The sequence below is a fragment of the Stenotrophomonas sp. AG209 genome, assembly GCF_003550055.1.
Taxonomy (GTDB): domain Bacteria; phylum Pseudomonadota; class Gammaproteobacteria; order Xanthomonadales; family Xanthomonadaceae; genus Stenotrophomonas.
The window spans coordinates 340,461-362,598 of sequence record NZ_QXDB01000002.1 but is presented as its reverse complement, the minus strand read 5'-3'; the positions used below and the strand labels follow the sequence as shown (position 1 = coordinate 362,598).

Annotated in this window: 24 protein-coding genes; 13 read left to right on the top strand and 11 right to left on the bottom strand. The window is 67.8% G+C overall.

The genetic code is table 11. The features are described from left to right. Positions 1-5: 5 nt before the first annotated feature. From DFO63_RS13275 to DFO63_RS13255, 5 genes are read right to left on the bottom strand one after another with little or no spacing between them, the layout of a single operon-like run. On the bottom strand, positions 6-302 hold the full coding sequence (locus DFO63_RS13275; protein ID WP_049398853.1) for a cytochrome c: 297 nt from the start codon (positions 300-302) through the stop codon (positions 6-8). Positions 303-320: 18 nt separating this feature from the next. Next, entirely contained in the window at positions 321-1,184 is an 864-nt protein-coding gene (locus tag DFO63_RS13270; RefSeq protein WP_119007165.1) for a sugar phosphate isomerase/epimerase, read from the bottom strand. A 19-nt stretch (positions 1,185-1,203) separates the two neighbouring features. Next, the gene (locus DFO63_RS13265; RefSeq protein ID WP_101765081.1) at positions 1,204-2,328 is read right to left on the bottom strand and encodes a Gfo/Idh/MocA family oxidoreductase; all 1,125 of its coding nucleotides are present in this window, start codon (positions 2,326-2,328) and stop codon (positions 1,204-1,206) included. Between the two features lie 12 nt (positions 2,329-2,340). Then, a complete protein-coding gene (locus DFO63_RS13260) occupies positions 2,341-3,558 on the bottom strand; it encodes a nucleoside permease (RefSeq protein ID WP_101765082.1) in 1,218 nt (405 codons plus the stop codon). Between the two features lie 27 nt (positions 3,559-3,585). Next, entirely contained in the window at positions 3,586-4,638 is a 1,053-nt protein-coding gene (locus DFO63_RS13255) for a sugar phosphate isomerase/epimerase family protein (protein WP_119007164.1), read from the bottom strand. A 95-nt stretch (positions 4,639-4,733) separates the two neighbouring features. On the opposite strand from DFO63_RS13255, the gene DFO63_RS13250 reads away from it, so the two are divergent. The 6 genes from DFO63_RS13250 (at position 4,734) to DFO63_RS13225 (ending at position 10,979) form a co-directional block, all read left to right on the top strand. Then, complete coding sequence (locus tag DFO63_RS13250; protein ID WP_049443824.1) at positions 4,734-5,741, top strand: LacI family DNA-binding transcriptional regulator; 1,008 nt, start codon at positions 4,734-4,736, stop codon at positions 5,739-5,741. Between the two features lie 116 nt (positions 5,742-5,857). Next, complete coding sequence (locus DFO63_RS13245; RefSeq protein ID WP_101765085.1) at positions 5,858-6,910, top strand: sensor domain-containing diguanylate cyclase; 1,053 nt, start codon at positions 5,858-5,860, stop codon at positions 6,908-6,910. A gap of 116 nt (positions 6,911-7,026) precedes the next feature. Beyond that, positions 7,027-8,052, top strand: coding sequence for an AI-2E family transporter (locus DFO63_RS13240; protein ID WP_101765086.1), 1,026 nt, complete (start codon positions 7,027-7,029; stop codon positions 8,050-8,052). 162 nt (positions 8,053-8,214) lie between these two features. Further along, positions 8,215-9,957: a GGDEF domain-containing protein gene (locus DFO63_RS13235; protein WP_101765087.1), complete on the top strand. Its 1,743-nt coding sequence runs from the start codon at positions 8,215-8,217 to the stop codon at positions 9,955-9,957. Positions 9,958-10,027: 70 nt separating this feature from the next. Next, positions 10,028-10,465 (top strand): hypothetical protein, encoded by a 438-nt coding sequence (locus tag DFO63_RS13230; protein ID WP_049443817.1) that lies wholly within the window; start codon positions 10,028-10,030, stop codon positions 10,463-10,465. A gap of 13 nt (positions 10,466-10,478) precedes the next feature. Further along, positions 10,479-10,979 (top strand): GNAT family N-acetyltransferase, encoded by a 501-nt coding sequence (locus tag DFO63_RS13225; RefSeq protein ID WP_101765088.1) that lies wholly within the window; start codon positions 10,479-10,481, stop codon positions 10,977-10,979. Positions 10,980-10,982: 3 nt separating this feature from the next. Here the strand turns inward: DFO63_RS13225 and DFO63_RS13220 are convergent, their stop codons facing one another. Then, complete coding sequence (locus DFO63_RS13220; RefSeq protein WP_119007163.1) at positions 10,983-11,957, bottom strand: LysR family transcriptional regulator; 975 nt, start codon at positions 11,955-11,957, stop codon at positions 10,983-10,985. 173 nt (positions 11,958-12,130) lie between these two features. On the opposite strand from DFO63_RS13220, the gene DFO63_RS13215 reads away from it, so the two are divergent. Next, positions 12,131-13,054, top strand: a complete 924-nt coding sequence (locus DFO63_RS13215; protein WP_032127632.1) for an alpha/beta hydrolase — start codon at positions 12,131-12,133, stop codon at positions 13,052-13,054. Positions 13,055-13,090: 36 nt separating this feature from the next. On the opposite strand, the gene DFO63_RS13210 is transcribed toward DFO63_RS13215, so the two are convergent. Both DFO63_RS13210 and DFO63_RS13205 read right to left on the bottom strand, forming a co-directional pair. Then, complete coding sequence (locus DFO63_RS13210) at positions 13,091-14,485, bottom strand: DUF2867 domain-containing protein (protein ID WP_049443810.1); 1,395 nt, start codon at positions 14,483-14,485, stop codon at positions 13,091-13,093. A 24-nt stretch (positions 14,486-14,509) separates the two neighbouring features. Then, entirely contained in the window at positions 14,510-14,821 is a 312-nt protein-coding gene (locus tag DFO63_RS13205) for a metalloregulator ArsR/SmtB family transcription factor (RefSeq protein ID WP_006423919.1), read from the bottom strand. A gap of 141 nt (positions 14,822-14,962) precedes the next feature. On the opposite strand from DFO63_RS13205, the gene DFO63_RS13200 reads away from it, so the two are divergent. The 6 genes from DFO63_RS13200 to DFO63_RS13175 all read left to right on the top strand — a co-directional run bounded on the left by DFO63_RS13200 (position 14,963) and on the right by DFO63_RS13175 (position 19,788). Beyond that, the gene (locus tag DFO63_RS13200) at positions 14,963-15,544 is read left to right on the top strand and encodes a hypothetical protein (protein WP_049443807.1); all 582 of its coding nucleotides are present in this window, start codon (positions 14,963-14,965) and stop codon (positions 15,542-15,544) included. 207 nt (positions 15,545-15,751) lie between these two features. Then, complete coding sequence (locus DFO63_RS13195) at positions 15,752-16,219, top strand: DUF2975 domain-containing protein (protein ID WP_014036329.1); 468 nt, start codon at positions 15,752-15,754, stop codon at positions 16,217-16,219. Between the two features lie 13 nt (positions 16,220-16,232). Then, a complete protein-coding gene (locus tag DFO63_RS13190; RefSeq protein WP_101765090.1) occupies positions 16,233-16,457 on the top strand; it encodes a helix-turn-helix transcriptional regulator in 225 nt (74 codons plus the stop codon). Positions 16,458-16,500: 43 nt separating this feature from the next. Next, entirely contained in the window at positions 16,501-18,039 is a 1,539-nt protein-coding gene (locus tag DFO63_RS13185; protein ID WP_101765091.1) for a TerC family protein, read from the top strand. 134 nt (positions 18,040-18,173) lie between these two features. Continuing rightward, entirely contained in the window at positions 18,174-19,310 is a 1,137-nt protein-coding gene (locus DFO63_RS13180) for a metallophosphoesterase (RefSeq protein WP_119007162.1), read from the top strand. A gap of 73 nt (positions 19,311-19,383) precedes the next feature. Beyond that, positions 19,384-19,788, top strand: coding sequence for a hypothetical protein (locus DFO63_RS13175; RefSeq protein WP_101765093.1), 405 nt, complete (start codon positions 19,384-19,386; stop codon positions 19,786-19,788). Between the two features lie 62 nt (positions 19,789-19,850). Here DFO63_RS13175 and DFO63_RS13170 read toward each other — a convergent pair whose 3' ends face one another. The 3 genes from DFO63_RS13170 to DFO63_RS13160 are packed head-to-tail and all read right to left on the bottom strand — an operon-like array spanning position 19,851 to position 22,115. Then, on the bottom strand, positions 19,851-20,489 hold the full coding sequence (locus DFO63_RS13170; RefSeq protein WP_119007161.1) for a ferric reductase-like transmembrane domain-containing protein: 639 nt from the start codon (positions 20,487-20,489) through the stop codon (positions 19,851-19,853). Between the two features lie 2 nt (positions 20,490-20,491). Further along, positions 20,492-21,277 carry a putative DNA-binding domain-containing protein gene (locus tag DFO63_RS13165; protein ID WP_049443797.1) on the bottom strand — a complete coding sequence of 262 codons (786 nt, stop codon included), beginning with the start codon at positions 21,275-21,277 and terminating at the stop codon, positions 20,492-20,494. Further along, positions 21,270-22,115 carry a DUF692 domain-containing protein gene (locus DFO63_RS13160; protein WP_049443794.1) on the bottom strand — a complete coding sequence of 282 codons (846 nt, stop codon included), beginning with the start codon at positions 22,113-22,115 and terminating at the stop codon, positions 21,270-21,272. Before DFO63_RS13160 ends, DFO63_RS13165 begins: the two co-directional genes overlap by 8 nt. Positions 22,116-22,138 lie beyond the last annotated feature (23 nt).

The following is a 22,138-nucleotide window of genomic DNA, read 5'->3' as shown; positions in this document are numbered from 1 at the left end:
GCCGCTTACTTCGCCAGGTAGCTGGCGATGTCATCGATCTCCTGCTGTGACAGTTGGGAGAAGGGCGGCATCAATCCGCCGCCCTTGCTGATCTTTTCCTTGATCTGCGCGGGTGCCATGCGTTTGCCGATATCGGTGAGCGCCGGGAATGCGCCCGGCATGCCCGCACGATCGGCGCCGTGGCAGGCCACGCAGTTCGCGGTGTAGAGCTTCGCACCTGCAGCCGGGTCGTCCTTGCACCAGGCGGCTGTCGCAACGCTCATGCCGCCCAGCGCCACCGCCATTGCCAGGATCATTTTCATGTGGGGCTCCTTGATGCGTCAGCGCCGCGCACGGGCGGGCACGTTGGTGGTCAGGTGTTCACGCAGATAGTCCGCACCGGTCTGGATGACCTTGGCCGGATCGCGTGGCTGGTCGTGTTCGATGATGTACCAGTGCACGCCGGCGGCTGCCGCAGCCGGCAGGATCGCGTTCCAGTCGAGTACGCCCCGGCCCACGGCAGCGAATCCTCCTTCGTCTTCGGCCTGCCCCTTGGGCGCATTGTCCTTGGCGTGTACCGCGAATACGTGGCCGCGGAATTTTCCCAGCATCACCGCCGGGTCCAGGCCTGCGCGCGCGACCCAGGCCAGGTCCAGCTCGGTCTGCAGGTCGGGACCGGCGGCGGCGAACAGCAGTTCCAGTCCGGTCCTGCCGTCGACGTCGGCCAGTTCGAAGTCGTGGTTGTGGTAGGCCAGGCGCATGCCCTTGCCGCGCACCTGTTTCGCGATGCGGCCCAGTTCCTGGCCCAGGGCGGTCCAGCCGGCGGCATCGCTCGGGCGATCCTTCTTGTCCAGGTACGGCACCACCAGCGTCGTGTTGCCGATCGACCGGTTGAAGGTCACCACGCCATCCAGGTTGCTGCGCAGCTCGGCCAGCGGCACGTGCGATGAAATCGCCTTGATCGAATACCGGTCCAGCAGCTGCTTGAGTTCGGCCGCGCTGGTGTTCTGCGTGCCGACCGTCTCCACCGCATGGACGCCTGCGTCGTGGACGATCTTCAACTGCTGCTCGAGCGAGCCGGCATCGCGCAGGCTGTACATCTGCACCGCGATCGGCTTCTGCGTGCTGGCGGCTTCGACTGCGAAAGCGGGCAGGGCAGCGAGCAGCAGGACGAGGCTTGCAGTTCCATGGACAAGGGCTTTCATCAACAGATCCTCCCGGGTTTCAACCGATGGCAGTCCAGGCGCGCGACCTGGCCGATGCAATGACACGATCGACGATCCGCGCCGAGCGCACGCCGTCCTCGAAGGTGGGCAGGCCCTGCGGCCGCTCGCCCTCGATGGCGCGATAGGTGTCGGCGACGAATGCTTCGAAGCACTGGGCGTAGCCCTGCGCGTGGCCGGCTGGCAGCGCCGACAGCCGGCGTTGTTCGGCACTGCCGGCGCCCGGCCCGCGCACGAAGATCTCCTCGCGCTGGTCGGGCAGGCCGATCCACAGGCGCTCGGCGTCCTCCTGGTTGAAGGCCACGCTGGCCTTGGCACCATCGATCTCGAACCAGAGGCGGTTGTGGCGTCCGGCCGAGACCTGGCTGACCGTCAACGACGCCAATGTGCCGGCGCCGGTCCTGAACATCGCCGCCGCCACGTCCTCGCTCGTTACCGCCTGCGTTGCGCCGCCTGCCGCCGGCGTGCTGAAGCTCTGCCCGCTGACGGCGCTGCGCTCAGCGATCACGGTAGAGAAGGCCGCACTGACCTCGGTGAAGCGCTCGCCGCTGACCCATTCCACCAGGTCGCACCAGTGCGAGCCGATGTCGGCGAACACGCGCGATGTGCCGCCCAGCGCCGGGTCCACGCGCCAGTTGTTGCTGGCCGGGTCCAGCAGCCAATCCTGCAGGTAGCTGCCGTGGATCAGGTGCAGCGGCCCGAGATCGCCCTGGGCGATGCGTGCGCGCGCCTCGCGCACCACCGGGTGGTAGCGATAGACGAAGGGGACCGTGGCAACCAAGCCGGTCGAGGCGGCCAACGCCGCCAGCGCCTGCGCATCGTCCAGCGTGGTCGCCAGCGGTTTCTCGCAGATGACGTGCTTGCCGGCTTCCAGTGCGGCCTGTGCCATCGCGCGGTGCAGATGGTTGGGCGTGCACACGTGCACCACCTGCACCTGCGGATCGGCGATCACCTCTTCGATGTCCCGGTAGGCGCGCGGAACATTCCACAACTGCGCCATCTCACGCGCGCGCTGCGCTGACGAAGCGGCCACGCCGCGTACCTCGGCACCGGCGAGCAAGGCCGCGCGGCGGTGCACGGCGCCGATCATGCCGGTGCCGACGATGGCGATTCCAAGCGTTGGCATCGGCTCGAATCCTCAGGGTGTGGAAGATGCGGCGGCCACGGCGGGCCGGTCGCGGAACAGCAGCAGGAAGGCGATCAGCACGACCAGCGCGACAGCGGCCGGGAACAGCCAGATCTGCTGCCAGTCGCGTCCGGCGGCCGTGGTGAAGTGCTCCACCACCGCGCCGGACAGGAAGGTGCCGATCAGCATGCCCACGCCGTACGTGGCCAGGGTGATGAAGCCCTGCGCGCTGCTGCGCACGGCGGGGCCGGCATGGGCATCGGTGTAGATCTGGCCGGTGACGAAGAAGAAGTCGTAGCAGATGCCGTGCAGCACGATGCCGATCACCAGCAGCGAGAAGCCGCCGCCCGCATCGCCGAAGGCGAACAGGACGTAGCGCACGACCCAGGCCGCCATGCCCACCGCCAGCATCGTCTTCACCCCCAGCCGCACGAACAGGAACGGCATGGCCAGCATCAGCAGTACTTCGGAGACCTGGCCCAGCGACTGCAGGCCCGCGGCGCCGCGCACGCCCAGGTCGTTGAGATACGGATTGGTGAAGTTGTAGTAGAACGACAGCGGGATGCAGATGGCGATGGAGGCCAGGAAGAACACCAGGTAGGCGCGCGACTTCAGCAGCCGCAACGAATCCAGCCCGAGGATCTGCCCCAGCCCGGCATCGCGCTGCTGTGCCAGTGGCGGCGTGTGCGGCAGGGTGAACGCATACAGGCCCAGCACCAGCGATGCCAGCGCGGCCATGCGGAAGGTCAGTTCAAGCCGATGCGCCTGCTCCCAGCCCAGCCAGCCGATCAGCACACCTGCAACGATCCAGCCGATGCTGCCGGCCACGCGTACCAGCGGGAACTGTTTCTCGGGCGACTGCATGTGGCGCATGGCTACGCTGTTGGCCAGCGCCAGCGTCGGCATGAACAGCAGCATGTAGCCCATCACGCAGGCCGAGAACACGCTGAAGCTGGTGGCGGTGGACGCCAGCCACATCAGCACCGCGCCGGCCAGGTGCAGCACCGCGAGGATTCGTTGCGCGGCGAAGTAGCGATCGGCGATCAGGCCGACCAGGAACGGCGCCACGATGGCGCCGATGGACTGGCTGAGGAACGCCGTCGCCACCTGGCTCGCGCTGGCCTGCAGCGGGCCCTGCACCAGGTAGGTTCCGAGGGTCACGAACCATGCCCCCCAGATGAAGAACTGCAGAAACATCATCGCGCCCAGGCGCGACATGGCGTGCGTCATGGCTTGCCCTCCCGGGGCGGTCGTGGCTCAGATTCCCAGCATGCGGTGCAGTGATGCGGCGTCCGTGCCGCTGTCGGCGAAGTCATCGAAGGCGCGTTCGGTCACGCGGATGAGGTGGTCGCGGATGAAGGCAGCACCTTCGCGCGCACCGTCCTCGGGGTGCTTCAGGCAGCACTCCCATTCCAGCACCGCCCAGCCGGGGAAGTCGTACTGCGCGAACTTCGAGAAGATCGCCTTGAAGTCGATCTGGCCATCACCGAGCGAACGGAACCGGCCCGGACGATCAATCCAGTCCTGGTAGCCGCCATACACGCCGCTGCTCGCGCTGGAGCGATACTCCGCGTCCTTGACGTGGAAGATGCCGATGCGCGCGTGGTAGCGGTCGATGAAACCCAGGTAGTCCATCTGCTGCAGCAGCAGGTGGCTGGGGTCGTACAGGATCTTGGCGCGGGGGTGATGATCCACCACATCGAGGAAGCGCTCGAAGGTCGCACCATCGTGCAGGTCCTCGCCGGGGTGGATCTCGAAGCACAGGTCGACGCCGCAGGCGTCGAAGGCATCGAGGATCGGACGCCAGCGACGGCCGAGTTCGGCGAAGGCTTCCTCCACCAGTCCCGGTGGGCGCTGCGGCCAGGGATAGAAGTAGGGCCAGGCCAATGCGCCGGAGAACGTGGCATGCGCGGTCAGCCCCAGGCGCTGGCTGGCTTTGGCGGCCAACCGCAGCTGCTCCACCGCCCAGGCCTGGCGGGCAGCCGGATCGCCGCGCTTGTCCGGCGGCGCGAACCCGTCGAACAGGCTGTCGTAGGCAGGATGGACGGCAACCAGTTGCCCCTGCAGGTGGGTCGACAGTTCGGTGATCTGCAGGCCGTGCCCGGCCAGCATGCCGGCGACGTCGTCGCAGTACGCCTGGCTGCGCGCCGCCTCGGCCAGATCGAACAGGTGGGGCGCGCTGGTGGGGACTTGTACGCCAGAATAGCCCAGACCCGCGGCCCATCCGGCCAGCGTGTCCAGCCGATCAAAAGGAGCTGTGTCGCCGATGAACTGCGCCAGGAACAGCGCTGGACCCTTGAGCGTCTTCAACGTGATTCGCCCTCGATGCAATCGATTGCATTATCCTAGCAGGGGCGCACGCAGGACCTGTTGTGCACTGCACAGCGGACAGGAGAACTAACGCCATGGCCACCATCTACGACATCGCAAAGCACGTCGGCGTCTCCGCGGGCACGGTGTCGCGTGCGCTTTCCCGGCCGGACAAGGTCCTGCCCGCCACCCGCGCACGCATCGAGCAGGCCGCCGCCGCCCTCGGCTACGTGCCCAACACGGTGGCCCGCACGCTCAAGACCCAGCGCAGCGGCAAGATCCTGGTCACCGTCCCGGACATCGCCAATCCGTTCTTCGCGCAGATCCTGCAGGGCGCGGAGGAGGCCGCGCAGGCGGTCGGCTACGCGGTCCTGCTGGGCGATACCCAGCATCAACCCGACCGCGAGGAGCGCTACGCGCAGATGCTCCGGCGCAACGAGGCCGACGGCATGATCGTGCTCGGCCATCGCCTGCCACCCACGGCGCGCGAGATCGTCGAGCAGCGCGGCGCCGCCGCGCCGGTGGTCAACGGGTGCGAGTTCGACCCTGCACTGGGCATTCCCAGCGTCCACATCGACAACGCGGCCGCCGCACGCGCGGTGATGGAGCATCTGTACGGGCTGGGACACGAACGGATCGCCGTGGTCGGCGGGCCGCCTGACAACCCCCTGCACCAGCAACGGCTGGAAGGGGTGCGGGCGGCCGGCAAGGCGCGTGGCCGCCTGCGCCAGCTGAGCATCGTGCCGGGGGATTTTTCCGTGGAATCCGGCCATGCGGCTGCCCTGGCGCTGCTGGATGGCACGCCGGCACCGACCGCGGTGTTCTGCTTCAGTGACCAGATGGCGTTGGGTACCCTGGCCGCCTGCCGGGACCGGGGCATCCGCGTGCCGGACGAACTGTCCATCGTCGGCTTTGATGACCTGGCGTCTTCCCGCTACCTCACGCCGCCATTGACGACCATCCGGCAGCCCATGCGGGAGATTGGCGAGCGTGCGGTCAACCTGCTGCTCGCCATCATCGAACACGTCGACGTGCCGCTGCAGCAGACGCTGGAGTTCAGTTTCATGCTGCGGGGGTCGACGGCTGCGCCACGGCGTGGGTGAGAGCAGCGCCTTCACCGTGAGTCCTTGATCCCGAATTGACGCCGAGCTGTCAGACTCGGCATGGACAGCCCGGCAGGGGCCGGGGTGGAACGTGTGATCGCGCAAGGGGGTCGGCAATGCCGTTCTTGACTGACTCGACGGAAGTCGCGGTCGAAGGCATCGGCGCGGCACGGCGCATCGGCTGGATGCGCTTCGTGGGCAATGGCCTGGGCGCGATTCCCATCGCCTCGATCATTCTTGAACGCCAGGATGGCGGGTTGGCGTGGAGCCTGTTGCTGCTCAACGCGCTGGCGTGGCCGGCACTCGCGCTGGTGCTGACCCAGCGCGCCCGCCAGCCTGCACAGGTGCAGTTCCGCTGCATGGTCGCCGATTCCTTCTTCGGCGGCGGCTGGATCGCCTTCATGGCGCTGAGCGCGGTCCCCAGCGCGTTGTTCGCCGCGCTGCTGGTCGCCGACAAGATCGCCGCCGGTGGCGTGCGCCTGGCGATGCGGGCCACGCTGGCGCTGGTGCTGGGTTTCGCGATCACCTGGTGGGCGCTCGGCTTCCCTTACCAACCCGTTTCCTCGCAGCGCACGATCGTGCTCAGCGTGCCGTTCCTGTTCGTGTATGGCATCGGTCTCAGCATTCTCAGCTGGCAGCTGGCGCGCCGGGTCAAATCGCAGAACCGTCAGCTGCAACGGCTGAGCCGGATGGACCCGCTGGTCGAGCTGGCCAACCGCGGCTTCCTGATCCTGCGTGCGCAGCAGGCACTGGACCGGGCGCAGGGGCAGGGCGGTTTTGCCTGCCTGCTGATGCTCGACGTGGATGACTTCAAACGCATCAATGATTCGCTTGGCCACCGCGCGGGCGACGAGGTACTGCGGCATATCGCTGCAACATTGCGTACGTTTGCGCGGCCCGGTGATACCCCGGCGCGGCTGGGTGGCGATGAGTTCGTGGTGCTGCTGCAGGACTGTGCGCCCGTTGATGCGATGCACGTGGCCGAGCGGGTGCGCCTGCATCTGCTCGAGGCCGCGCGCCAGATCACGCCAGCCGTGGAGTTCAGCGTCAGCATCGGCATTGCCGCGACGCCGCGGGGCGGCAGTGTCGAGGACTGGCTGGCACTGGCCGACCGCGCGCTGTACCACGCCAAGCGGCAGGGCAAGAACACGGCCAGCTACGGAGAGTGAGTCGATGGGGCGGCGGCAGGGCCGCCACGGCATGAGAGCGTAACGCCCGTTCAGCCTGCACGCCGAATCGGCGGGTCAATCCTCTACCATGGGCCACCCCGCCCGGACGCGCTCCCATGCAAGACGCCCTTGTTGCCCAGCCCAAGCCCCCCATCCCAAGGATCGCGGCGTGGCTGATGATGTTGCTGGGCATGTGGCTGACGCTGAAGCTGGGCCTGGTGGTGACCCTGCTGTCCGGCCTGCTGGTGTTCCAGCTGACGCACGTGCTGGCCGCCACCGTGGAGGGCAGGCTGCCGCCGGGACGGGCGCGGGCGATCGCGGTGATTGTGCTGTCGGCGATCATCATCAGCGGGCTGGTACTGGCCGGCATCGGCGTGGCCTCGTTCTTCCGCAACGAGACCGGCGGCCCGGATGCACTGCTGGCGCGCCTGATGGAGATCCTCAACACCTCGCGCCACCAGGTGCCGGCGCTGCTGCAACCCTATATTCCCGAAGACATGCCGGCGCTGCGCACGGCGCTGAACGACTGGGCCGCCGAGCATCAGCGCCAGCTGGGCGTGGCCGGTACCTCGGTGGTGCAGGTCGGTGTGCGCGTACTGATCGGTATGGTGCTGGGCGCGATGATCGCGCTGTATGACGAACTGCCGCTGCCGAAGATGGGGCCGCTGGCGCAGGAGCTGATCGGGCGCACCAGCCGCCTGGCCACCGCGTTCCGCCAGGTGGTGTTCGCGCAGGTGAAGATCTCGCTGCTCAACACGGTGTTCACCGCGATTTTCCTGCTGGGCGTGCTGCCGCTGTTCGGCGTGCACCTGCCGCTGTCCAAGACCCTGGTGCTGATCACCTTCCTTGCCGGCCTGCTGCCGGTGGTGGGCAACATCATCTCCAACACGATCATCACCATCGTTGCGCTGTCGGTCTCGTTCTACGTGGCGGTGGCGGCGCTGCTGTACCTGATCGTGATCCACAAGCTGGAGTACTTCCTCAACGCGCGCATCGTCGGTGGCGAGATCCAGGCGCGTGCCTGGGAGCTGCTGCTGGCCATGCTGGTGATGGAGGCAGCCTTCGGCCTGCCGGGCCTGGTCGCCGCGCCGGTGTTCTATGCCTACGTGAAGCGCGAACTGGTCGACCAGCGCTGGATCTGACGCGGCAGGGCGTGACGCATTTGCCCCATTTGCACGGTCCGCGCGGCTTTGTCGGTGCGTTCGCGGCGGGCGCGGTATACCCACGGCAACGGTTGGTCCGGTAGCGGCTTGGCGCCTGTGTAGGCGGCCGCTACAGTGTTCTGCACTACAGGGGAAATGTGCATGGCCCGCAAGGCGTCGCCCATCGGATTGCGGACCTGGGTCTGGATCCTGGCCGGGCTGTTCGTAGTCTGTACGCTGCCGTTGATGGCCATCGCGCTGGTGCAGGGCACGCTGCGCTTCACTGCCGCCGAGGACAACCTGGTCAGCCTGCGCCAGCTGCGGCAGACCTTTGACCTGGCCAATCTGGTGTCGGCCGAGCGCGGCCCCGCCAACAGCCTGCTGGGGTCCAACACCGCCGATGCGGCCGAACAGGCCCGGCTGGCGGCGCAGCTGGCGGTCGCGCGCCAGCGGGTCGATACCGCCCTGCAACGCCTGGACACCGTGTTCAACGCCGACCCGGGCGTGGTCGACGAGCATGCGCTGCTGGCCGACGCGCAACGTCGCCTGCAGTCGGCGCGGGCCGCGGTGGACCGGGTGGCGGCGCAGCCGCACGATGCGCGCCGGGTGGAGGACGTGGAGCGCGCGATCAGCAGCATGTTCGCCGTGGTCGATCGCCTGTACGTGCTGACCTCGGCACAGATCAACGTGCTGGTCAGCGCCGACCGCGAAGCGGCGATTCCGGCGATGCAGGGCCAGGTGCTGATCGACCTGCGCGAGCATGGCGGCCGCCTGGCCTCGAACGTGATGGCACCGGTGGCGGTACCGGGGGCATGGCGCGACGAACAGGTGCGGGCGGCATTGCAGACCGAAGGCCGCCTGCTGGAGCTGTGGCGGCTGGCGGGCAGCCATGAAGCGGTGTTCCGCAGTGATCCGGCGCTGTCCTGGCATTGGGACATGGCACGCCGGCAGTTCTTCGGCGAATCGCTGCCGATGATCGAACAGTTGATCGAAGATGGCCGGCGCGGCGTGCCACCGCCGTGGACCGCCGCCGAGTTCACCACGCGCTACGTGCCGACCCTGCAGTCGCTGGAAGCGCTGCGCGATGGCTACCTGAGCGTGTCCATCGCCCGTTTCGAGCGCACCCGCAACCGCGAAGCGACGCGCCTGGTGGTGCTGGTGGCGACGGTGCTGGGCACGCTGGTGGTGCTGGGCGTGGCGCTGCGCATCGCACATCTTCAGATCCTGCGGCCGCTGCTGCAGGCGCAGAAGCAGGTCATCCAGATCGCCTCGGAAGCGCCGGGCCCGGAGCAGCATGTGACCCATCCGCTGGCCGAGATGCAGCGCCTGTTCGATGCCATCGAAGTGCTGCGCGAGAAGTCGCGCGAGCGCTCGGCGTTGACCAGCGAGCTGCGCCAGCTGGCCGGCACCGATGAGCTGACCGGGCTGTTGAACCGGCGCGCACTGGACGAGATGGTGCAGCAACGTCATGCCGACGGCGGCAACAGCGCGGTGGTGATCCTGCTGGACGTGGACCGCTTCAAGGCGATCAACGATGGCCACGGGCATGATGCCGGCGACGAGGTGCTGGTGCAGGTGGCGCAGCTGCTGCAGCGCCACCTGCGCCGCAGCGACAGCATTGCCCGCTATGGTGGCGAGGAGTTTCTCGTGTTGCTGGCCGACGGTGATCTGGCCGGTGGCCGCCAGCTGGCCGAGTCGCTGCGGGTGGCGCTGCAGCGGCTGGACATCGCCCTGGTCGGTGGCAAGGTGCTGCGGGTCACCGCCAGCTTCGGTGTGGCCGAGGGCGGCACCGACGCGCTGGGCTGGCGCACGTTGCTGCGCGCTGCGGATGCGGCCATGTACCAGGCCAAGGCGCAGGGCCGCGATCGCGTGCGCGTGGCCGGCGGTGGTCGCATCGCGCGCTGACGCACGACGTTCATCACCGGCGCACGTGGGGGCCCCTAGACTGGACGCCCGCCCGCTGCTGGAGCCCATCATGACCATGCGACCCATTGCCGTCGCCGTGCTGCTCACTGGCCTGCTGGCCGGCTGTGCGACTCCTGCACCGAAGACCGTTGCCGATGAACCGCGTCATCCCTCCATCGCTGCCGGCGTGAGCCCGGTGCCTGCCTTCACCGGTGGCGGCGCCGGGTGGCGCATCGAGATCACGTCCACTGGACAGGGCAACCACGATGCCAGCCTCAGTGCCGAAGGTCGTACCCACAAGGGCACGCTGCGCTATCCCGGCCAACCGGCCGACGCACCCAGCTCGCTGATCGTGCTCAACGGCGAGCTTGGCAGGCAGCCGGCCATCGTCGAGATCAAGCGCGAGTCGTGCCGCAATGCCGAAGGTGTGGACACCCTGGCCAGCGTGCAGGTGACGATGGAAGGGCAGCCGCAGCGTCGTGGCTGCGGTCACCTGGCCGTGTACTGAGTCGCTGCCCGGCATGCTCGAGATTCCCACCCTGCATACCGCGCGCCTGCGGCTGCGCCCGCAGCAGCTGGACGACTTCAACGTCTATGCCGCGTTCCTGGCGTCGCCGCGCGCGCGTGGCATGGGGGGGCCGTTCGGTGAGGTGGCGGCGTGGGGCCAGTTCTGCCACGACCTGGCCAGCTGGCATCTGTTCGGTCATGGTGCATTGATGATCGAGCGTGCCGATACCGGTGCCTGCATCGGCCAGGTCGGGATCAACCACGGCCCGCTGTTCCCGGAAAAGGAACTGGGCTGGCTGCTGTATGACGGCCATGAAGGGAAGGGCTTCGCTACCGAAGCGGCCGGCGCGCTGCGCGACTGGGCCTTCGTGGTGGCGCAGCTGCCGACCCTGGTCAGCTACATGGCACCGGACAACCAGGCGTCGCAGGCCGTTGCACAGCGGCTGGGCGGCGTGCTGGACGATCACGCCGTGCGCAGTGATGCCGATGATCTGGTGTATCGCTACCCGCGCTGACGCCTAGCTGCCCGTGGCCGGGGCCTGTACCGTGCGGCCGAGCGCCTTGGCGACGCCTTCGCGCTTCTCGATCAGGAATTCCATCAGGGCGCGCACGCGCTGTGGCATCTGCTCGCGCGAAGGCACGTACAGGTAGAAGCCGGGGAACGGTGCCGACCACGCCGGCATCAGGCGGACCAGGCGCCCATCGGCCAGCATCGGCTGCAGTGACAGATCGATATGCTGCATCACGCCCAATCCCTGCAGCGCAGCGCGGATCATGCCCTCATCGTCGTTGGTGACATAGCGTCCGCGCGGTTCCACTTCAAAGTCGTGACCGGGCTGGCCCGGCGTGCTGAATTCCCAGGCATAGACCCCGCCGCTGCCGGTCTGCCGGTAGCCCAGGCACTCGTGGGCGGCCAGTTCGGCGGGCGTGGTGGGCGTGCCATGGCGGGCCAGGTAGGCCGGCGAGGCGACCACCACCATTTCCAGCATCGGCGTGACCGGCACGGCGATCATGCCTTCGGCCAACCGCTCGCCAAGGCGGATGCCGGCGTCACAGCCGTCGGCAACGATGCTGGACAGGCCGTCGTCCATCACCAGCTCGATGCGCAGCTCGGGGTAGCGCGCGAAGAACTCCGGTAGATGCGGTTCGATCAGCGTCTTGGCAGTCAGGCGCGCGGTGTTGATGCGCAGCAGGCCGGACGGAGCGTCATGGCTGGCGCGCAGGTCGCGTACTGCGGTTTCGATGGTGCTCAGCGATGGCCGCAGTGCGTCGAACAGGCGCTGGCCTTCCTCGGTGAGCGACATGTCACGGGTGGTCCGGTGCAGCAGGCGTACCCCCAGCTGTTTCTCCAGGGTCTTCAGGCTCTGCGACAACGCCGGGCGCGAGACCCCCATCTCAACGGCCGCTTTGGTGAAGCTGCGGTGGTGGGCGATGTGGGCAAACCAGGCCAGCTGGGGCAGCAGGGCCGGGTTGATCGGGCTGGGGGCGCTCATGGGGCTCGGTCGGCAGGAGGGCGGGAGAAGATCGCGGCACAAGCTGCCGCTATTTGGTAATTGCAGCTTACTACTATGGTTGTGATTGGCCGCTTTTTCGGTCCCAATCCCGGGTCTATCGTGCTTGCAACGGCGACATCCGTCGCCTCCCGCCGCTACCGAGGAGCCGCAGCATGGAAACCATCAACATCCAGAATCCGGACATGGCCTGGCCGATCGCCGCCGACCTGCATTTCCCGCCGGACTTCGACCGCAACCGGGTCTATCCCGCGATCATCAGCATGCATCCGATCGGCAGCTGCAAGGAGCAGACCGCCGGCAACATCTACGGTGAGGCCCTGGCTCGCGAGGGCTATGTGGTGATCGCCTATGACGCCAGCTTCCAGGGCGCCAGCGGCGGCGAGCCGCGGCGGGTCGAAGACCCGACCCAGCGCGTGGAGGATGTACGCCGCGTGGTCGACCATCTGGTCACCCTGCCGTACGTGGACGCCGAACGCATCGGCGTACTGGGCATCTGTGGCGGTGGTGGCTACGCGATCAACGCCACCATGACCGAGCGACGCATCAAGGCGGTCACCAGCATCACCGGTGTCAACTTCGGCCGGCTCAGTCGTGAGGGCTTTGGCGGTTTCGATCCGATCGGCACGCTGGAGGCCATCGCTGCCCAGCGCACCGCCGAGATGCGCGGCGGCGAGGCCCGAGTGGACCTGTTCCTGCCGCCTTCGGTGGAACAGGGGCGCGCCGCCGGCATCACCGATATCGACGTGCTGGAGGCCACGGACTATTACCGCACGCGCGAGCCGCAGCCCAACGGCGTGGTCAGTGCGTTGTTCTCGCATCGCGGTGCAGCGGTGGGCTGGGATGCCTTCCACCTGGCTGAAGTCCTGCTGACCCAACCGTTGCTGGTGGTGATCGGTGACAAGCCGGGTGGCTTTGGCGCCTACCGCGATGGCCTGGAGATCCATGGTCGTGCGGCGTCGAAGCACAAGCAGTTGAAGGTGGTGGAAGGCTGGTCGCATTACGACCTGTACGACAAGCCGGAGCCGGTGCGCGAGGCCCTGTCAGCGGTCGTTCCCTTCTTCAAGCAGCACCTGTGAGCTGACCTGGCAGGTGGTGCCGGCCACGGGCCGGCATCATCTGTACGCGGAGTATTCCGCCCAGTCATCGAGATCGCCCAGTTCCGGCGCCAGCGCATGTTCGACCGCGCGGCGCAGCAGTGCCGGCGCGACGTAGTGCCGGTGCGCGGCATCGATCAGCGCCATGTACAGGCGGCCGAACGCATTGCGGGTCTGCACGCGTGTGCCGAGGCTGATCTCGATGTGGCCATCGGCACAGCGTTGCACGCGCACGCTGCTGCGGAAGCGCAGGTGGCGATCATCGGCGCCGAGCAGCACTTCGGCGCAGGTGTCCCCGTCATCGATGTGCGCGTCCAGCACCGGGTAGCGGCCGGCGAACAAGCGGCTGCGGTCGGTCGACAGCAGCGACGATACCGGGCAGCCGAGTGGCGACGTGCGCAACCGCAACGGCGCCACCAGGCGGTTGCGCAGCGCCATCAGGTGGCCCACGCCGGCAGGTGGATTGCGCAGGAAGCCTTCCAGCACATCGGCCAGCAGCGCCGACGCGGCGTGATGGGTGACCTGCGTGCTGTCCAGGCGCAGGGTGGTCTGGTCCTGGTAGTGGCTGTGTGGCAGTGCAGCGGGCAGCAGCCCATCGCTGGCGGCGGCCTGCGAGTGGACGGGATAGGCCGGCGTGGCGCGTTCGACGAAGCCGCGCAAGCGCCGCAATGAAATCCTCCGCAGCGGGCCCAACAGAGCGCGGGTATGCGCGCACAGGTGGGCGCACAGGCTGGGAGGTGCGGCCTGCAGCGACAACTGCAGCAGGGGGGAGGCGGCGAGGCTTGCGGCCGAAGGCCAGTGCGCTTCCGGCAATACCTCGGTCAGGCTGGGGATATCGGCGGCATTGCGTTGAACCTGTGCACGGGCCTGCTCATCCATCGCCCCGGCCAGCTCATTGCTGTGGCAGGACAACGCGAACAGCGCAGGATGTGCGCGATGGTTCGATGCGAACTGGTGCCAGGTGCCGCCGCCGAAGCGCACGGTGAACAGGCAGTCTGGTGGAATGCGGATGCGCCGCAGCGTGCGTGCGAAGGCAGCGGGATCGCGCGCCAGCTGCGCGTCGGACGCGGTGGCAAAGCGCAGTTCGGCGCCGGCGCTGCCGGCGATGGCGGTGAACATGCGCGGCCCGGCATGCCGATGGAAGGGATGGCCGCCGGCGCCGACGGTGAAGCTGTACAGCGAGGAGGCGTCGCCCTGCTGCAGGTGCATGCCGCCAAGGCGCGCGGAAGGCTCGTCCAGTGCATCGATGAAGGCCGGGTGGTGGCGCTGGCGCTGGCTGGCGTCGGTCACCAGCGCATCACCGGCACCGATGCCGAGCTGCGCGATCAAGGTGACTTCGGTGGGGCTGCCGCCCTCCAGCGCTGGAAGCTGCACCCCTGGAAACGAACGGCGGTCGCGGGTCGAACCAGGCATGGTCATGCTCCTTGGCGGGGTGGTTCAGCGGGCAGGGGACTTGCGGCGGGCGCGTGCTTCGCGCTTCAGCGGGCCGCCGACCGGACAGACTTCGGCCGCCCAGGAAAACAACGTGTTGGCCAGGCGGTCGGGCACCTGCCGGAAGTACACGAACTGGCCGCGCTTCTCGCGTTCGATCAGGCCGGCTTCCTCAAGGATGCGCAGGTGGCTGGACAGCGCCGGCTTGCTGAAATCGAAGCGCCCGGCCAGCTCTCCCGCGCTGAGCTCGCCGGCGCTGAGATAGGCCAGGATCTGCCGGCGGGCGGTGGAGGCGAGGGCTTCGAAGATACGGTCCATGGCTAGCTAATTAACTAATTCGTTAATTGATACTCCTCCGCCCCGCGCCAGCTGTCAAGCCATGGCCCGTTGCGCCGCCCGTTGCGCGCCGCGCCCGGGCTTTGCCATCCTCCCTGCTGTTTTCCGTACCGTGGAGTTCCAATGCGCCCTGCCTTCTGGCTGATCCTGGCCCTGCTGCCCACCCTGGCGGTGGCGCAACCCGCGCGTACTCCCAAGGCCAAGGCCCCGGCGCAGGATCCCTTCAGCGAGCTGTTCGATACCGCCTGCATGCAGCACATCGGTGCGCCGGCGCGCCTGCAGTCGTTGATGGAAACCAACGGGCTGGCACCGCTGCAGCCGGCCGAGGCGGCAACGTTGCTGCAGGGGCAGGCAGGCGTGGCCTGGATGGTGCCGTTGGCCAGCGGCCGCTATGCGGTCAGCTGGGCCGACGATGGAACCTGCACGGTGTATGCGGAGAAGGCCGATGCAGCGGTGGTGCAGAAGGGCTTCGCACGGCTGGTGCAGGCGGCGCCGAAGCCGTTGCAGGCGCGCTCGCTGCCGGGCCGTGGGCCGTTGTCGGCCGACCAGGTGGCGATCCAGTACGGCTGGGCCACGCCCGGCCAGGCCAGGCTGCAGGCGCGCTTCCGGCTGGTCACGCGGCAGGCGGCCGAGGCCGGCGTACAGGCGATGGCTTCGGTGACGCCGGGTGAAGCGATGCTGGAACCTGCGGCACCCACCCGGTAACGCCTGTGGGCCCGGAGCCCAGCCGGTGACCCATGCCCGCGATTCAGCCTTTCACGCAGGATGTGGTATATCGTTTATCGATAAATCCACCCGGGGCGGCGAGGCCACCCCAATGCCGGAGGCCGCTTGACCGCTCGTCCCGCCCGCGCCAGACCCGCGCGAGGCTTGTTCACCCTGGCCCAGGCCGCCGTACAGGCCGTCCGGGCGATGTGCTGGCTGGGCATCCTGGCCGCACTGCTGGCCGTGCCACTGGTCGCTCACGACCGCCGCTGGCTGCTCGACAGCGTCCACGACGCCGATGCCGCCGCCGCGCACGGCAACGACCTGTTCCTGCACTTCTGCCTGGGCCTGGGCGCGATCGTCGCGCTGCTGGTGCTGTGCCTGCTGTTCCTGCGCCATCTGCTGCGGCTGCTGAAGTCGGCGGCGCGCGAGCGGCCGTTCACCCATGCCAATGCGCAGCGCCTGCAACGCATGGCATGGCTGATGCTGGCGATGGAGCTGCTGTCGATCCTGATCGGCGCCTATGCGGCCTGGATGGGCCCGGACTTCACCTGGATGGAGGTCGGCGGCGGCATGTCGATCACCGGGCTGGTGGCAGTGCTGATGCTGTTCGTGCTGGCACGCGTGTTCGCCGTGGGCGCAGCGATGCGCGATGACCTGGATGGTCTGATCTGATGGGCACGCGCTGATGGCGATCGTCATCACCCTCGACCGCATGCTGCAGGAACGGGGCATGACCCTGTCCGAGCTGGCCGGGCGCATCGACATCACCCTGGCGAACCTGTCGATCCTGAAGACCGGCAAGGCGCGCGCCATCCGCTTTTCCACGCTGGATGCGATCTGCCGCGAGCTGCAGTGCACGCCCGGCGACCTGCTCGGGCATGACCCGGCGCAGCTGCAGGACGCAGACTGAATGATTGCTCTTTTCCCTTACCTACTGACGAAACGGACCTGAAATGGAATGGTTGGCTGACCCCTCGATATGGATGGGCCTTGCAACCCTGGTCGTGCTGGAGATCGTTCTCGGCATCGACAACCTGGTGTTCATCGCGATCCTTGCCGACAAGCTGCCGCCGCACCAGCGCGACCGCGCTCGGGTGATCGGCCTGGCGCTGGCGCTGCTGATGCGGCTGGTGCTGCTGGCGGCGCTGGCCTGGATCATGAAACTGACCGAGCCGCTGGTCACCTTGTTCGGCCACAGCTTCTCCGGGCGTGACCTGATCCTGCTGGGCGGCGGCCTGTTCCTGCTGTTCAAGGGCACCATGGAGCTGCACGAACGGCTGGAAGGCCGCGAGCATCACGAGGATGGCAAGAAGGTCTATGCCAGCTTCGCGATGGTGGTGGCACAGATCGTGGTGCTCGACGCGGTGTTCTCGCTTGACTCGGTGATCACCGCGGTCGGCATGGTCGACAACCTGGGCGTGATGTACGCCGCGGTGACCATCGCGATGGCGCTGATGCTGGTGGCCAGCAAGCCGCTGACCCGCTTCGTCAACAAGCATCCCACGGTGGTGGTGCTGTGCCTGGGCTTCCTGCTGATGATCGGATTCAGCCTGGTGGCCGAAGGCCTGGGCTACAAGATCCCGAAGGGCTACCTGTACGCGGCGATCGCCTTCTCGATCCTGGTCGAGGCGTTCAACCAGTGGGTGCGCTTCAATCGCGAGCGCAACGAGCGCCGCCAGCCATTCCGCCAGCGTACCGCCGATGCCGTGCTGCGCATGCTGGGCGCGCGCCCGGCCAACGGCCACGCCGACGAAGGCGTGGACGAGCCGGTGGACGCCGAAGAACGCCTGCAGCCGGCCGAGCACGAGATGATCCGCAGCGTGCTGGGCCTGGCCGATCGGCCGGTGTCGAGCGTGATGACCGTGCGTGCCGATGTGCAGTGGATCGACCTGGCGCGGGGCCAGGAGGATGTGGTGGCCCGCCTGGTGGCGTCGCCGCACACCCGCCTGCTGGTGGGCGACGGTGACCTGGACAGCCTGCGTGGCGTGGTGCAGAGCCGCGACCTGCTGGCCGAGCTGCTGCAGGGCAAGCCACTACAGCTGGAAGGCAACCTGCGTGAGCCGCAGTACGTGCTGTCCAGTGCCAGTGCGCTGCAGGCGCTGGAGCTGATCCGCCAGCATCCGGTGCCGCTGGCGGTGGCCGTGGACGAGTACGGCAGCGTGGAAGGCCTGGTGACCGCCAACGACCTGCTGGCGGCGATTGCCGGCGACCTGGTCGATACCCAGGACGAGCGCTATGGCGTGGTCGCGCAGGGTGAGGAGCAGTGGGAGGCCGACGGTGCGCTGACCCTGGACGACCTGCAGCGGCTGGCCGGCATATCGCTGCCGCGCAGTGCCGACTACATGACCATCTCCGGCCTGGTGCTGGAGCAGCTGGGTCGGCTGCCGGACATTGGCGATGCGGTGGAGGTGGCCGGCGTGCGCATCACCGTATTGGCGATGGAGAAGCGCCGCATTGCCCGCCTGCGGGTGGAACGCCTGGGCCATCTGTAGAGTCGAGCCCCGCGCGATTGGGGTTCTGTAGAGTCGAGCCATGCTCGACTGCTTCCTGAGCAGCCGGGCACGTGCCCGGCTCTACACAACACGGCCGGCAACCGTCACCATGGCCGGCCCGTTTTCTTTCCAGGATGGTTGCAGTGCTGAGTACGATCGGTTTGTTGATGGGCCAGTATGTGGCCTGGCGCCTGTTCTGGCCGCTGCGCATGCCCGCCGCATTGAAGGTCGTGCTGTCGCTGCTGCTGGTGGCCGTTGCCGTGCAGTTGCGCATCGTCGCCACCTTCTGGGGTACGACGGCGTCGCCCGAGATCCCCAAGCTGGCCATCGCCACGCTGGCCACCGGCTCCACCGCGGTGTTGCTGCTGGCGCTGGTGATGCTGGTGCTGGACGCCGGCCTGCTGCTGTCGCGCCTGTTGCGCTGGCCACGCGCGGTAGCCGCAATGCGCACGCGCCGTCTGCGACCGGTGGCCGGCGTGCTGGCACTGCTGGTCAGTGGCTATGGTGTCAGCCAGGGCATGGCGGTGCCCAAGCCCCGGCAGATCGAGGTGAGCATCGCCGGATTGCCGGCCGCGTTCGACGGCTATCGCGTGCTGCAGCTGACCGACATCCATGCCAGTCGCCTGCTCACCGGCGACTGGGTGCGCAAGGTGGTGGATGAGAGCAACGCACTGACGCCGGACCTGATCGTGATCACCGGCGACCTGATCGACGGCAGTGTCGAGGCCCGCCGTGACGACGCGCGTCCACTCGCGGACCTGCGGGCGCCGGACGGCGTCGTCGCCATCACCGGCAACCACGAGTACTACGCGCAGTACCAGGCGTGGATGCAGGCGTTCCGCGCGCTGCACATGCAGGTGCTGGAGAACAGCCACATGCAGGTGCGGCGCGGCGATGCGGCGCTGACCATCGCCGGTGTCACCGATCCGGTGGCCGCACGCTACGGCCTGCCGCTGCCGGATCTGGATGCTGCACTGGCCGGTACCGATCCGTCCGCGCCGGTGATCCTGCTCGATCATCGCCCGCGCAATGCACGGGAGGCGGCGGCGCGTGGGGTGAAGCTGCAGCTGTCCGGGCATACCCACGGCGGGCAGATCATCGGCATGGACCAGCTGGTGAAGCGAGCCAATGGCGGTTTTGTGTCCGGGCGCTACGACGTGGATGGGATGACGCTGTACGTGGGCAACGGTGCGGGCCTCTGGGCCGGTTTCCCGGCGCGCATCGGCGTGCCGTCGGAGATCACCTTGGTAACATTGCGCCGCGCGCCGTGACCTTAGGCGGGGTCAGATCCCTTTCCCCTGGGGGAAAGGGATCTGGCACCCGACAAACCACATGGAAGGAACCATGGCCCATCCCCGCGCCCCGATGGAGCGCCTGATCCGTGCCAATGCTGACGAGATCAACCGGCTGCAGCAGGCCATCCACGAGAGTGCCAGTGCGCGCTGGCGTGGGCCGGAGGAGCGGGAACGGCACGCTGCGGCCTGTGCCGAGTTCCACCAGCACTACGAGCGGCTGGCGTTTCCGGGAGGCTATGCCAACGCGTTGAAACGGCTGGCCGAACACGATCCAGATACGCTGGATGTCGCGCTGACCTTTCTCGAAGTGCGGCCGTATTTCTTCCGATCCGGATACATGTGGAAGACGCTGCTGAAGCGCGTGCAACGGGTCCCCATGGGGATCAAACAGCGCGCGCGGCTGCAGAAGATCCTCGACGCCTACGCTGCCTATCGCGCCACACGTGACGGCTGATGGGGACGGCATGATGAGGTCAGATCCCTTCGCCTTTGGCAAAGGGATCTGACCCCGGCCCGTCAGGCCGCCCGCAGCGGAGGCCGCGCATGCGCACCTCGACGCAGCGCTTGCGCCTGCTTGGCGATCCAGCGCACCACGAAGGCGGTGAACAGCAGCGCCGACGGCACCGCATACCAGAAGTTGCCTGGCACACGCTTGAAGTACGAGTAGGTGAACACCGCTGCGATGATCCACATGCCGGTCACGTGCAGGTGACGCCAGGCGGTGGGTCCCATGCGCCGGGCTAGCCCCCGGTGCGAGGTGATGGACAGCGCCAGGATGGCGAGGTAGCCCACCGTGCCCGGGAGGTTGGCCAGCGCTGAGCGTGCTGGCCAGAACGCCGGGTTGAGGATGCCGAAACTGGTGATGGCGACTGCGTGCAGCAGGTGCGAGAACGCGAAGGACAGGCCGATGATGCGCCGTTCGCGCAGGAGGAAACGAGTGAACGGACCGGGCAGCAGGGTGGCGAAGGAGGATGCCGTGAATGCCGCCAGGAACAGCAGGAACGATGTGCGTGCAGTGACCCGGATCGCAGCTCGGCTGCCCTCGGCCACATCGGCATGCAGGGCGAACGCGCCCAGCGCGAACGCGATCAGGACCACGCCGATGGCTACGAACAGGCGCCAGCCGCTCAGGAAGGACGTGTTGGAAACAGTCATGGTCAGGCCTCGAAGAATGGAGAAGGGGTAGTGCCGGCCGCTGGCCGGCATTCCCCGGGATCGGTCGACGCAACCAGAACGCCGGCCGTGCAGAGTTCGCGCAGCACGGGAATGCAGGCCGCACGCAATGCGTCCGGTGCCACGTCATGTGTTTCGGACAGCGCCTGCAGTGCCTCATCCACAGGCGCGCCGTCGTCACCGAAGACCGAAAGCAGCGCGTAGGCCAGCGGTGACAGTTCCTCGACCTGCAGGCTGAATTCAGGCATGCGGCGCATCATCAGCAGCACAGGAGCTGCATCCAGCACCGGCTCCAGCACCTCGTCCACATGGACCGGCCACTGGTAGCCAAGCACCCGCACCAGCGGCGAGACCGCCAGCACATCACTGTCCACCGGAACGCGGTGCAGCGAACGCCCGGCGGCGCGCGCTTCAATGTGCAGCGACTGCTGCGTGCTCTCGTAGTGCGCCAGTTCCGCTGCCCAGGCCGGCAGTGCCAGCGCGTCCTGCATCGCCAGCCAGGCCGCGAATTCGCCAGCGATCTGTGGGAACAACGGGGTGCGGCAGGTATGGCTGGCGTAGTAGTGCTCCACGGTGTCGCGCCAGCGCGGCGTGCCCAACTGGTGTTGCAGGCGTGGCAGGGTGCCAGCCAGCAAGGTGTCCAGGCTGTCGATGCACAGGCGGCGGTACACCGCCAGTCGGCGCGCCTCGACGCCATCGGGCGCGGCCATTGATGGGTCGCGCACATGGTCGGCCCAACGCCGTTGCAGGGTGGCCAGCGACTCAGCCATGGGCCACCTCGGGCCAATGTGCCTCGGCCTGTGCCTGGCGGATCTGCGCGACCTCGGCCAGCAACTCGGCCAGTGGCGGGAAGTTGAAGTCGCGTTCGAGCAGGGTGGGATGCACGCCCACCCGCGCATAGGCTTCGCGCAACAGTGCCCAGACCACGCCTTTCACCGGCGCACCGTGGGTGTCGATCTTGAAGCCATCGTCTTCATCGAAGTGGCCCGCCACATGCAGCGAGGCGACCCGCTGGGCCGGCACGCGGGCCAGGAATTCGAACGCGTCGTAGCCGTTGTTGCAGGCATTGACGAAGACGTTGTTGACATCCAGCAGCAGGTCGCAGTCCGCCTCGGCGAGCACGGCATTGATGAAATCGATCTCGCTCATTTCGGCACCGGCAACGGCGTAGTAGGAAATGTTCTCCACGGCGATGCGTCGGCCCAGCATGTCCTGCACCTGGGCGATGCGGCCGGCGACGTGATGCACGGCCTCGGCGGTGAACGGCAGCGGCAGCAGGTCGTAGACGTGGCCACCGGCAGCGCAGTAGCTCAGGTGTTCGCTGTACAGCTGCACCTGGTGCAGGTCGAGGAAGGTGCGCGTCTGGGCCAGCAGGGTGCGGTCCAGTGGATCAGGACCGCCCAGCGACAGGGACAGGCCATGGCAGGTCAGGGGGTGGCGTTCGCTCAACCTGCGCAGCGCTGCACCGTGTGCACCGCCGACGCCGATCCAGTTGTCGGGCGAAACTTCGAGGAAGTCGATGGCACCGGCCGGCATGGCCAGCAGTTCGTCGATCAGGCCACGGCGCAGGCCAAGACCGGCGGCATTGGAAGGCAGGGGCAGGGTCATGACGGATGCTCCAGGGAGAGGGC